The sequence below is a fragment of the Candidatus Halocynthiibacter alkanivorans genome (genome assembly GCF_003333265.1).
GTDB lineage: Bacteria > Pseudomonadota > Alphaproteobacteria > Rhodobacterales > Rhodobacteraceae > Halocyntiibacter_A > Halocyntiibacter_A alkanivorans.
Genome location: NZ_QOLB01000029.1, coordinates 99,425 through 110,790 on the forward strand (window position 1 = coordinate 99,425; position 11,366 = coordinate 110,790).

Annotated in this window: 10 protein-coding genes; 3 read left to right on the plus strand and 7 right to left on the minus strand. The window is 58.7% G+C overall.

Annotated features, from left to right (window positions below; translation table 11 throughout):
* Positions 1 to 94 precede the first annotated feature (94 nt).
* Positions 95 to 574, plus strand: a complete 480-nt coding sequence (locus DWA01_RS01035) for an ureidoglycolate lyase (RefSeq protein WP_235008395.1) — start codon at positions 95 to 97, stop codon at positions 572 to 574.
* 61 nt (positions 575 to 635) lie between these two features.
* On the plus strand, positions 636 to 2,072 hold the full coding sequence (locus DWA01_RS01040) for a uracil-xanthine permease family protein (RefSeq protein ID WP_114283764.1): 1,437 nt from the start codon (positions 636 to 638) through the stop codon (positions 2,070 to 2,072).
* Between the two features lie 230 nt (positions 2,073 to 2,302).
* On the opposite strand, the gene bhcD is transcribed toward DWA01_RS01040, so the two are convergent.
* The 4 genes from bhcD to bhcA form a co-directional block, all read right to left on the minus strand.
* A complete protein-coding gene (gene bhcD, locus DWA01_RS01045) occupies positions 2,303 to 3,268 on the minus strand; it encodes an iminosuccinate reductase BhcD (protein ID WP_114283765.1) in 966 nt (321 codons plus the stop codon).
* 68 nt (positions 3,269 to 3,336) lie between these two features.
* On the minus strand, positions 3,337 to 4,500 hold the full coding sequence (gene bhcC, locus DWA01_RS01050) for a 3-hydroxy-D-aspartate aldolase BhcC (RefSeq protein WP_114283766.1): 1,164 nt from the start codon (positions 4,498 to 4,500) through the stop codon (positions 3,337 to 3,339).
* 14 nt (positions 4,501 to 4,514) lie between these two features.
* Positions 4,515 to 5,468 carry a beta-hydroxyaspartate dehydratase BhcB gene (gene bhcB / locus DWA01_RS01055; RefSeq protein ID WP_200832475.1) on the minus strand — a complete coding sequence of 318 codons (954 nt, stop codon included), beginning with the start codon at positions 5,466 to 5,468 and terminating at the stop codon, positions 4,515 to 4,517.
* 12 nt (positions 5,469 to 5,480) lie between these two features.
* On the minus strand, positions 5,481 to 6,671 hold the full coding sequence (bhcA, locus tag DWA01_RS01060) for an L-aspartate--glyoxylate aminotransferase BhcA (protein ID WP_114283767.1): 1,191 nt from the start codon (positions 6,669 to 6,671) through the stop codon (positions 5,481 to 5,483).
* A gap of 196 nt (positions 6,672 to 6,867) precedes the next feature.
* Between bhcA and bhcR the strand changes: the two genes are divergently transcribed.
* Complete coding sequence (bhcR, locus tag DWA01_RS01065; protein ID WP_114283768.1) at positions 6,868 to 7,695, plus strand: HTH-type transcriptional regulator BhcR; 828 nt, start codon at positions 6,868 to 6,870, stop codon at positions 7,693 to 7,695.
* Positions 7,696 to 7,733: 38 nt separating this feature from the next.
* Here bhcR and DWA01_RS01070 read toward each other — a convergent pair whose 3' ends face one another.
* The 3 genes from DWA01_RS01070 to DWA01_RS01080 all read right to left on the minus strand — a co-directional run bounded on the left by DWA01_RS01070 (position 7,734) and on the right by DWA01_RS01080 (position 11,346).
* A complete protein-coding gene (locus tag DWA01_RS01070; protein ID WP_114283769.1) occupies positions 7,734 to 8,558 on the minus strand; it encodes a bifunctional allantoicase/(S)-ureidoglycine aminohydrolase in 825 nt (274 codons plus the stop codon).
* Between the two features lie 309 nt (positions 8,559 to 8,867).
* Positions 8,868 to 10,151 carry a guanine deaminase gene (guaD, locus tag DWA01_RS01075; protein WP_114283770.1) on the minus strand — a complete coding sequence of 428 codons (1,284 nt, stop codon included), beginning with the start codon at positions 10,149 to 10,151 and terminating at the stop codon, positions 8,868 to 8,870.
* A 118-nt stretch (positions 10,152 to 10,269) separates the two neighbouring features.
* Complete coding sequence (locus DWA01_RS01080) at positions 10,270 to 11,346, minus strand: BMP family ABC transporter substrate-binding protein (RefSeq protein WP_114283771.1); 1,077 nt, start codon at positions 11,344 to 11,346, stop codon at positions 10,270 to 10,272.
* Between the last annotated feature and the right edge of the window lie 20 nt (positions 11,347 to 11,366).

Sequence of the window (11,366 nt, forward strand, 5' to 3'; positions counted from 1 at the left end):
GAGTGTGGCAGAGCGCGCAGGGGATGCCGGAGGCACCGGGCGCGCCAGGGAAAACAGGGATGTCGGCGATGGCGGAAGCCGCGCTGAGCGGACCCTGCAGCTCGAGCCGCTGACAGCGGCGGAGTTTGCCCCGTTTGGCGAAGTGATCGAGATCACCGGTACCCCGGACAAGCTGATCAATCAGGGGCTCTGCGGCCGCCACCACGACCTGGCGCGACTTGATTTTGGCAGCGGGGCCGCCGGCATCAGCCTGTTTAACGCCGAGGCGCGTCAGCTGCCCTATCTGGTGGAACTGGTGGAGCGCCACCCTGAAGGCAGCCAGGCCTTTATCCCGCTCAATCAGGTGCCGATGATGGTGATCGTGGCGCAAGATGATGCCGGCACGCCGGCAGATCTGCGCGCGTTTCTGAGCCAGCCGGGCCAGTCCATAAACCTGCACCGCGGCACCTGGCACGGCGTGCTGGCGCCCTTTGAAGCGCCCGGCCAATACGCTGTAGTCGACCGCATCGGCGAGGGCGACAACCTGGAAGAACATTGGTTCTCCGCGCCGTACACCGTGAAATCAGATCAATGAATTAATATTTAAGCCGACGTTGAAGCGGCATGTTTGACAGTCAATTCTGGGAGGAAAATTAATGACTGACAATTCGATAGGGACAGCGGAACAGCTCCGGGATCCCAATTACACGCCCCCAACGGGCAAGGCGATCTTTTTAGGAATTCAACACGTTCTGGCGATGTTTGTCTCCAACATCACGCCTGCCATTATTGTTGCAGGCGCTGCCGGTTTTGGCTTTGGCTCTAACTCGCCGGATTTTCCGGAACTGCTTTACCTCATTCAGATGTCGATGCTGTTTGCCGGTGTCGCAACATTGCTGCAAACCATCACACTTGGCCCGGTTGGCGCCGCGCTGCCCATCGTTCAGGGCACCAGTTTCGCGTTCTTGCCGATTATGATTCCGCTGGTCGCCGGCAAAGGTGTTGACGGCCTGGCCGCGCTGTATGGCGGCATCATCGTCGGCGGGCTGTTTCATGCACTGCTCGGCACATTCATTGGCAAGATCCGCTTTGCCATGCCGCCGCTGGTGACCGGTCTCGTTGTCACCATGATCGGACTGGCTCTGGTCAAGGTCGGCATCCAGTATGCCGCCGGCGGGGTTCCGGCGATCGGCACACCGGAATATGGCTCTGCGCTGAACTGGTCCGCCGCGCTGGTGGTGATCTTTGTCACCCTGGGTCTGAAGTTTTTTGCCCGCGGAATGTTGTCCATCTCCGCAGTTCTGCTGGGACTGATCGTGGGGTATTTTTACGCGCTGCTGACCGGCATGATAACCATTGATGCGATCTCTTCCAGCTGGCAGAGTGCCGCCGTTTTTGCCCTGCCGCAGCCGTTTAAGTATGGCATTGATTTCACTGTCGCCGGAGTTATCGGCTTCAGCCTAATGGGCTTTATTTCCGCCATTGAAACAGTCGGCGATGTCAGCGGCATCACCCGGGGCGGCGCCGGTCGCGAAGCCACCGGCCGTGAAATCCAGGGCGCGACCTATGCCGATGGGTTTGGCACTGCTTTGGCAGGGTGTTTCGGCGGGTTGCCAAACACATCCTTCAGCCAGAACGTCGGCCTGATTGCGATGACCGGGGTGATGAGCCGCCATGTGGTGACTTTCGGGGCCATTTTCCTGATCATCAGCGGCCTGATTCCGAAAGTTGGCGCCATCATCCGTACGGTGCCGATTGAGGTGCTGGGCGGCGGTGTGATCATCATGTTCGGTATGGTTGTTGCCGCTGGTATTTCGATGCTCTCGGATGTGGTCTGGAACCGTCGCAACATGGTGATTTTCGCCATCGCGCTTTCAGTTGGTCTCGGGCTGCAGCTTGAACCAGGTGCGGTACAGCATCTGCCCGATACGCTGCGCATTCTGATGACCAGTGGTCTGCTGCCTGCGGCGCTGATTGCCATGACACTCAATCTGGTCTTGCCCGCGGAACTGTCGGCCGAGTCCACTGAGGAAGTGTCTGGCGGTATGGCGGGTCACGGTGCAGGATCGTTGCCCCAGGATAGCCAGGGCTGAGACAGGAAAGCAGAGTTGCTAAAGGGGGCCCATTGTGGCCCCCTTTTTTTATCTCTGGTCACGTACAGGCACCGCGCATGAGCGCAGGATCATCTGACACGTCTGCCGCCGGTAGGGATCGGCGGGCTGAAGGCACCCGTAATTGCCGTAATCCCACAAAAAAGCCCGGCTGCAACAGCCGGGCTTTGTCCCCGGATCATCCCTCCGGTCAGGCAATCAATGGCGTAAGCTCAGAAATCAACCACGGTCGCGACCCCTTTGGCCAGCGCAAGATCCACCACTGCAGAGGCGACGGCCAGATCCTGCAGCCCGACACCCGTGCCGTCAAACAGCGTCAGCTCATCCTCAGAGCTGCGGCCCGGATGCGCGCCGTTGATCACCGCGCCCATTTCACTGATGTCAGCCTCGGTGATCAGACCCGAGGCCACAGCGTGCTGGCATTCGCCGATACTGACGGACTGGGCGATCTCGTCGGTAAACAGCGTGGCACGGGCGATGAGCGCGGCGTCGACTTCCTGTTTGCCTTTGGTGTCGGTGCCCATGCAGGCAATATGGGTGCCACCGGTGACATGGGCGTCCAGCAGGATCGGATCAAAACTTGAGGTGATGGAAATGATCACATCTGCCTCTGCCCCCAGCTGATCCAGTTCAACGGCTTCAAACGGCAGGCCAAGCTCAGCCGCCGTATCTGCCAGCCGCGACAGCATTTCAGGATGCAGGTTCCAGCCGATCACCCGGTCAAAATCACGCTGCGCCACCGCGGCGCGCATCTGAAACGCCGACTGGTGCCCCGCACCAATCATGCCCAGGGTTTTGGCCGCTTTGGGGGCCAGGTAACTGATCGACACCGCAGAGGCCGCCGCAGTGCGCAGCGCAGTCAGAAGATTGCCGCCAATGGCCGCTTTGACCTTGCCGGTGTCCGCATCAAACAGAAAAATGGTAGACTGGTGATTGGGCAGGCCGAGCTTTTCATTGCCCGGCCAGTAACCGCCGGATTTCAGACCCAGCGCCAGGCCGGCGCGGTCAAAGCCGGATTTGAAGCCGTACAGCGCATCCGCATGGCCGATCGCTTCGCGGATCACCGGGAAGTTATAGGCGTCCCCACGCGACATGGCGGCGAACACTTGTTCCACCGCCGTAAAAGATTCTGTTGCACCGATCAGCCCGGCGATTTCTTTTTCTGGAACGATAATCATTCCGCTCTCCTTGCGTCTTAAAAAAGCAGCGGGACCACGCCAGGCGGCCCCGCCAGTCAGGGGGTAAATCAGTAAGCTTTGCCGCGCGCAGAGACCGGCCACAGGGTTTCAACCTTGCCGCCACGCACGCCAACGTACCAGTCATGCACGTTGCAGGTCGGATCGCAGTGGCCCGGCACCAGGCGCAGCTTGTCATTGACTTTCAACACACCCGCAGGGTCTGCAACGACGCCATGTTCATCAGAGCATTTGACGTATTCCACGTCATCCCGGCCAAACACGGTGGGCAGACCGGAATCGACCGACTGGGCCTTCAGCCCGGCATCCACGATGGCCTTGTCCGCCTTGGCGTGGCTCATCACGCTGGTCAGGATGAACAGCGCATTTTCCCATTCGCCCTGGTCAATGCGCTTACCTTCTTTGTCCAGAATCCGGCCATAATCCGCATCCATAAACGCATAGGAGCCGCATTGCAGTTCGTTGAAAACACCCGAACTGCCCTCAAAATAATAGGACCCGGTGCCACCCCCGCCGACGATGTCACATTCCAGCCCCAGCGCTTTCAGCGCGTCTACGGCGTCGCGTACCATATCCACGGCAATGTCGATTTTGCCTCTGCGGTCTTCATAGGAAGCCATGTGCTGCATGGCGCCCTGATAGGCCTGGAGACCAGCGAATTTCAGCCCCTCCGCGCCGTCAATCGCCTGCGCGATTTCAACCACTGCAGGCGTGGTGGTCACACCACAGCGCCCGGCGCCACAATCGATCTCAACCAGACATTCGATCTGGGTGCCATGTTTGACAGCCGCAGCCGACAGACCGGCAATATTTTCAATGTCATCGACACAACAGATCGTGCGCGCACCCAGTTTGGGCAGCCGCGCCAGACGGTCAATCTTGGCCGGATCCCGGACCTGATTGGACACCAGCACATCCTTGATACCGCCACGGGCAAAGACTTCGGCCTCGCTGACTTTCTGGCAACATACACCACAGCTGTTGCCCAGTTTTTCCTGCAACAGAGCCACATCCACCGATTTGTGCATTTTGCCATGCACCCGGTGGCGCACACCCATGTCACGGGCGAAATTGCCCATTTTCACAATGTTGCGTTCCAGCGCATCAAGATCCAGCACGAGGCAGGGGGTCTGAATGTCAGCCTCATCCATGCCCGGCAGGGCAGGCACATCATAGCCGACTTCAAGGCCGGAAAAATTTGATTTCTCGTTCATTATGCTCTCCTAAATCAGCGGTTCATCCAGGGCAGACTGTCCAGATCGACATTGCCCCCGGTCAGAATGATGCCGACTCTTTTGCCGGCGAAGGTTTCGGGATTTTTCAGAATGCTTGCCAGAGTGACCGCCGAGGACGGCTCGACCACGATTTTCATGATCTTCCAGATCAGCACCATGGCCTCGATGATTTCAGTCTCAGATACGGTCAGAATATCGCTGACGTGGTTGGACACAAAATGCCAGGTCAGCTCCTTCAGCGGCACTTTGAGACCATCGGCCACCGTCACCGGCGCGTCATCGGCAATGATATAACCCGCGCGCAGACTGCGGGCAGCATCATCGGCCTGTTCCGGCTCGGCGGCATAGATTTTCACGTCTGGCGCCAGGTTGGACAGGGTCAGGCAAGTGCCCGAAATCATGCCGCCGCCGCCGATCGGGGCCACTATAGCCTCAAGACCTTCCACCTGGCGCAGCAGTTCCTTGGAGCAGGTGGCCTGTCCTGCAATCACCCGCGGGTCATTATAGGGGTGCACAAAATCGGCGCCGGTTTCCTTCACCACTTCGGCGAATGTCGCTTCGCGCGAAGATGTGGAAGGCTCGCATTCGACGATGCGGCCACCATAGCCGATAACCGCGTCTTTTTTGGCCTGAGGCGCGGTGCGCGGCATCACTACGGTGCAGGGAATGCCCCGGCACCCGGCCGCATAGGACAGGCTGAGCGCGTGATTGCCCGAAGAATGGGTGGCAACACCGCGTTCCAGCTGATCATTGCGCAGCGAAAACACCGCATTTGAAGCGCCCCGGACTTTGAACGCGCCGGCTTTCTGAAAGTTCTCGCACTTAAAAAACAGATCTGCGCTGGTCAGCCGGTTGAGAAAGGCCGAGGTCAGAACCGGCGTTTCCCGGATGTAATAAGCGATCCGGTGTTCGGCGGCCTGCACATCGTCAAAAGTAGGTATATACATTGGCACCACTCCTTATGCTGCCGCGAGGACCGGCACGCCTGCCGTACTGCGGAAATGCTCCTGCGCCGCGGCGACACCCGCTCCAAGCCGGATGTTCAGGCCAAGATCTGCCATACACATTTCCGCCGTGGCCAGGCCCGAAAGCATCATCACATCTGTCAGACTGCCCAGATGGCCGATGCGGAACAGCTTGCCTGCGACCTCGCCCAGACCGACGCCAAAAGCCACGTCGTATTTTTTTGCCGCCAGAGAGACGATGTCAGTGGCGTTGAAACCCTCGGGCGTGCAGATCGCACTCACGGTATCAGAATACACGTCCGCAGACTTTGCGCAAAGCTCCAGCCCCCAGGCATCAACCGCAGCACGTACACCACCTGCGATGCGGGTGTGGCGCGCGAACACGTTGTCCAGCCCTTCGCCCAGCAGCATCTCGGTGGAGAGTTTCAACCCGTTCAGCAGCCCGACGGCCGGCGTGTAAGGATAAGCGTCCGCGGCATATCCTTTGGCCATGTCGCGGATATCAAAGAAGGTGCGCGGAAGCTTCGCAGCATCCACCGTCGCCATCGCCTTGGGGCTGAAGCCGGTGATTGCCAGCCCGGCCGGAAGCATGAAGCCCTTTTGGCTGCCGGTGACGGCGATATCGACGCCCCATTCATCCATGCGGAAATCCATCGACGCGATGGAGCTGACCCCGTCCACAAACAACAAAGCCGGATGGCTCGCCGCATCCATTGCCCGGCGCACGGCAGCAATGTCAGAAACCACCCCGGTGGCCGTTTCATTGTGAGTCGCCAGCACCGCTTTGATCTGGTGCGATGTATCTGCGGTCAGGATTTCTTCATAGCGGTCGGCTGGAATGCCCGCCCCCCATGGGGTTTCAACGATCTGCACGTCGAGGCCATGACGCTGGCACATGTCAATCCAGCGATGGCTGAACATACCGTTGCGCGCGACCAGAACTTTGTCCCCGGCACTGAGCGTATTGGTCAATGCGGTCTCCCAGCCACCGGTGCCAGTAGAGGGAAAGATAAAGATCTCGGCGGTTTTGGATTTGAGGATCTTTTTCACGCCCTGCAGTGCCGGGTGAAGAATTTCCCCGAACAATGAGGAGCGGTGATCAAGGGTCGGCATGTCGACTGCTTTGCGCAGGCGTTCGGGCATGTTGGTCGGGCCGGGAATAAAGACCGGGTTCTGAAAGCTCATTTTCTGCCCTCCGTTGGCAAGGTTATTTCAAGTCTACGCCGAAGGTGATCACCTGCCAATTTTTTTGAAAACGTTTTTCAAAACTGCCAAATGTGGCAATATAAGTGTAATTTCAATAGTTTACATTTTTTCACTGTACGAAATTGATTTTCAACATTAGGATGAAACTGCTTCTCAAATTACAGGTTTTCAACCCATGCAACCTCCCAAAAGCAAACGCGGACGCCCAAAAAGCTTTGACAACAAACCGTCTCAAAACACGATTCAGTCTTTAGACCGTGCGCTGGATGTTCTCGATTTACTGGCAAACAGTGGCGGTATGACGCTGTCCCAGATTGCCGCCGGTCTGGATCAGTCAGCGGCGACGATTCACCGGGTGCTGGCCACGCTGGAAGCGCGTGACGTGGTAGAGACTGACGCTTCAACCCAGGCCTGGCACGTGGGTCCGGCGGCCTTCCGTCTGGGGGCATCATTCCTGCGGCGCAGCTCAGTGGTGGAACGCAGTCGGCCGGTTATGCGCGATCTGATGGAGGCCACCGGGGAGACGTCGAACCTGGGCATCGAGAACCGGGGCAATGTCATGTTCCTGAGCCAGGTCGAGACCCATGAAACGATCCGGGCGTTTTTTCCGCCAGGCACGCTGTCCCCGATGCATGCTTCGGGCATTGGCAAAGCACTGCTCAGCCAGTTCACCGCCGCGCGGCTGGATCAGTATCTCCGCGACAGCGAGCGTGAACGGTTTACCGGAAAAACCATCTGTGACAGCGACGCGCTGCGCCGCGAGTTGCAGCAAATCAGGGATCAGGGTTTCGCCTTTGATGACGAAGAGCGCACCCAGGGCATGCGCTGTATTGCCGCCCCGGTGCTGAATTTCTACGGTGAAGCGGTGGCCGGGATTTCGGTCTCTGGTCCAACCCACCGGATGAGCGGCGCACAGATGACGCGGATTTCCATGCTTGTGCGTCAGGCCGCGCTGGACTTGTCACGCGGCCTGGGGGCTCAACCGCCGCAACCGGGCGGTTGAGCCGGGAGATATAGCCCGGCGCAGTCAGCCGTGCCTTATCAGCCAGGCAACGCCATATGCCGGTTCACGTCCTTGTACAGCAGGTAACGGAATGGGCCCGGGCCGCCGGCGTAACAGGCCTGGGGGCAGAAGGCGCGCAGCCACATATAATCGCCGGCTTCGACTTCGACCCAGTCCTGGTTCAGCCGGTAAACCGCTTTGCCTTCCAGCACATAAAGCCCGTGTTCCATCACATGGGTCTCCGCAAAGGGGATAACTCCACCTGGCTGGAATGTGACGATGGTGACATGCATGTCATGGCGCAGGTCGGTCGGATCGACAAAGCGCGTGGTGGCCCAGGCGCCGTCTGTGTCCGGCATCTCGGTGGGCGCTATATCGCGTTCATTGGTGACAAAAGCCTCCGGCGGCGCCAGTCCGTCAACAGGTTGGAAACGCTTGCGGATCCAGTGGAACCTTACCGGGGCATCACTATCATTGCGCAGGCTCCAGGCGGCCCCCGCCGGGATGAAAGCATAACCGCCCTCGCCCATCTCATGCGCCTGCCCGTCAAGCGTCACCTGCATGGTTCCCTCAACAACGAACAGCACCGCCTCGGCACTGGCATCTGTTTCCGGCCGGTCACTGCCACCGCCGGGCTGCACTTCGCCAATATACTGCGAAAAGGTCTCGGCAAAGCCGCTCAGCGGGCGGGACAACACCCAAAACCGGGCTTTGTCCCAAAACGGCAAGAGACTGGTGACAATATCGCTGAACGTGCCTTTGGGGATCACCGCATAGGCTTCGGTAAACATCGCCCGGTCGGTCAGCAATTGCGTTTGCGGCGGCAGGCCCCCCTTGGGAGCATAATAAGACGACTGAGACATAGACGGCCCTTTCCGGCAACTGATTTGCACTCTCTTTAAAACCCGGTCTTTGCCCGCAGTTCAACGATAAAACCGCCCGGTGATACCAGAAGGAGTGCCTTGAAAAATATGATAATTCGATGACGTTCTCAGGTCATCAGCTTTTGCACCGTTTGCGGTTTTTTGCCGCAATTCACGCATTTGCACAGATCGCGTCAGGCCGCAAACCCTGCCTGCGGCCCCGGTCAGGGGCGAAACCTGACCGCAATCATTCGCATCCACCTGGCTGGCGGCCAGCGAAGAAACTGCGGTCAGACCGGCTGAACCGGCTTAAAGCTGCGCCTGACCCGCAACATAGGTCTGCTGAACAGAGCGGTCATCGGCCATGATCTGCAGGATAAACAGCTCCTCCGCCAGCGTTTCCGCCCGCTCCATCCGCAACGCCATCGCGCTTGTGGCGGAACTGTTCAACACGACGATGTCGGCCTCTGAACCAGCATCCAGGGTTCCGATCTTGTCTTCCAGCCCCAGCGTCACAGCATTGCCGCGCGTGATCCAGTAAAACGCCCGGAACGGGTGCAGTTTCTGGTTGTTCAGCTGCAGGATCTTGTAGCCCTCGTTCAGGGTCTGCAGCATTGAATAGCTGGTGCCGCCGCCGATGTCAGTTGCGATGGCATTTTGAATGCCGCGTGCCCTGAGCCCCGCGTCATCAAACAAGCCGCTGCCCAGAAACAGGTTCGAGGTCGGGCAGAACACCGGATGGCTGCCGGTTTCCGCAATCGCCCCGATCTCGCGCTCTTTCAAGTGAATCGAATGGCCAAGGAACATCTTTGGGCCAAGCAGATCATAGGACTGGTACACATCCAGATAGTCCCGCGCGCCCGGATACAGCTCGGCGGTAAAGGCGATCTCGTCCACGTTCTCAGACAGGTGGGTCTGCACGTAGCAATCCGGATGCTCAGCGACCAGCGCCTGGGCCGCCTCCATCTGTTCCGGGGTCGAGGTGATGGCAAAACGCGGGGTGATCGCATACAGCCCCCGGCCACGGCCGTGCCAGTCTTCGATCAGCGATTTGCTGTCGTCATAGCCCGACTGAGGCGTATCACAGACCATGTCCGGCGCGTTGCGGTCCATCAGCACCTTGCCACCGATCATGCGCATGTTGCGCTTTGCGGCCTCGCCAAAATATGCGTCGGCCGAGGCTTTGTGCACAGAACAGTAAGAAACGGCGGTGGTGGTGCCGTTCTTGACCAGCTCATCATAGAACAGCCCTGCCATTCTGGTGGCATGAGCGGCATCGGCGTAACGACTTTCTTCCGGGAAAGTGTAGGTATTCAGCCAGTCCAGCAATTGCGCGCCCCAGGAGGCTACAACCTGCACCTGAGGGAAATGGATGTGCGTATCAATGAACCCCGCCATCAGCAGATGCGGGCGGTGGTCGATTATTTCGGCGTCAGTGGCCTGAAGGCTGACAGTGGCAAAATCGCCTTGTGCGATGATGATGCCATCGCTGACAAGGACCGCGCCGTTTTCGTGAAATTCATAAGCATCCGTATCGTCCGCGCCCTGGGGTTCGGATACGAAATTCAGCACTCTGCCGCGTAGAAGTTTCATTGGTATTCAAGTTTCCTGAGAATTCTCTCTGACCAGGATCGCGCCTGTGGCGTGATGGCAGGACAGATTATTAGGGTGGGAAACGCGCCACGAACAGCGCGTTTCCCTGCGTTGCAGATCAGGCAGAAACGCCTTCGACGTACCAGTCGATCCCGTTCAGCGCACCGTCATCCAGCGCGCCACCGGCGGCCAGCCGCTCGGTTCCTGTATTGTCAGATATTGGTCCGGCAAAGGCCGGGACGGACCCGTCAATGATGTTGTCGCGCGTTGCAATTGCAGCCGCCTGCACCTCGGCTGGAATGCGGTCATTGAACGGAGACATCTCTACGGCACCTTCTTTCATGCCCCACCAGGTGGACCCGGTTGACCAGTTGCCCGCCAGCACTTTTGCAATACGGTCAACATAGTAGATGCCCCAGTTGTTCTGGATCGCCGTCAGATGCGCGGTGGGTGCAAAGGAGGACATATCCCAGCTTTGACCAAAGGCCATCAGACCACGCTGTTCAGCGGCCTGAAGTGCCGCCGGACTGTCGGTGTGCTGGGCGATGATGTCCGCGCCCTGATCGAACAGCGCCTTGGCAGCATCAGCCTCTTTCGCAGGATCATACCAGCTTGAAACCCACAGAACCCGGGTCTGGAAATCCGGATTGACCTTGCGTGCGGCCAGGGTGAAGGCGTTGATGCCCTGCACCACTTCGGGGATCGGGAAGGAGGCGATATAGCCGGCAACGCCCGTTTCCGACATGTGGCCCGCAATGGTGCCACAGACTGCGCGGCCCTGATAATAACGTGCGTTATAAGACGCGACATTTTTGGATTGCTTGTACCCGGATGCGTGCTCAAACTTCACGTTCTTATAGCGTTTGGCAACTTTCAGGGTCGGGTTCATATAGCCAAAGGACGTGGTGAAGATCAGCTCATTGCCCTGCTCGGCAAGGTTGCGGATCACCCGTTCGCTGTCCGGCCCTTCGGCAACGTTTTCCACGATGGTCGTTTCAATCGCGTCGCCGTATTGTGCGATCGCCGCCTGACGGCCCTGCTCATGGGCATATGTCCAGCCGTGATCCCCGATCGGGCCCAGGTAGACAAAGGCGACTTTCAGCGGCGCGGTGCCCCGTGCCATGGTTCCCAGCAAAGGCAGCGTTGCCGCCGCACCAGCTGTTTTCAGGATGTTTCTGCGCGTAAAATTGGTCATGGTCTCTCCCTTTGGTATTG

Bases quoted from the DNA above. Each gene is read 5' to 3' on its own strand.
- DWA01_RS01040 (WP_114283764.1), top strand. From the start codon at position 636: ATGACTGACAATTCGATAGGGACAGCGGAACAGCTCCGGGATCCCAAT.
- bhcD (WP_114283765.1), bottom strand. From the start codon at position 3,268: ATGATTATCGTTCCAGAAAAAGAAATCGCCGGGCTGATCGGTGCAACA.
- bhcC (WP_114283766.1), bottom strand. From the start codon at position 4,500: ATGAACGAGAAATCAAATTTTTCCGGCCTTGAAGTCGGCTATGATGTG.
- bhcB (WP_200832475.1), bottom strand. From the start codon at position 5,468: ATGTATATACCTACTTTTGACGATGTGCAGGCCGCCGAACACCGGATC.
- bhcA (WP_114283767.1), bottom strand. From the start codon at position 6,671: ATGAGCTTTCAGAACCCGGTCTTTATTCCCGGCCCGACCAACATGCCC.
- bhcR (WP_114283768.1), top strand. From the start codon at position 6,868: ATGCAACCTCCCAAAAGCAAACGCGGACGCCCAAAAAGCTTTGACAAC.
- DWA01_RS01070 (WP_114283769.1), bottom strand. From the start codon at position 8,558: ATGTCTCAGTCGTCTTATTATGCTCCCAAGGGGGGCCTGCCGCCGCAA.
- guaD (WP_114283770.1), bottom strand. From the start codon at position 10,151: ATGAAACTTCTACGCGGCAGAGTGCTGAATTTCGTATCCGAACCCCAG.
- DWA01_RS01080 (WP_114283771.1), bottom strand. From the start codon at position 11,346: ATGACCAATTTTACGCGCAGAAACATCCTGAAAACAGCTGGTGCGGCG.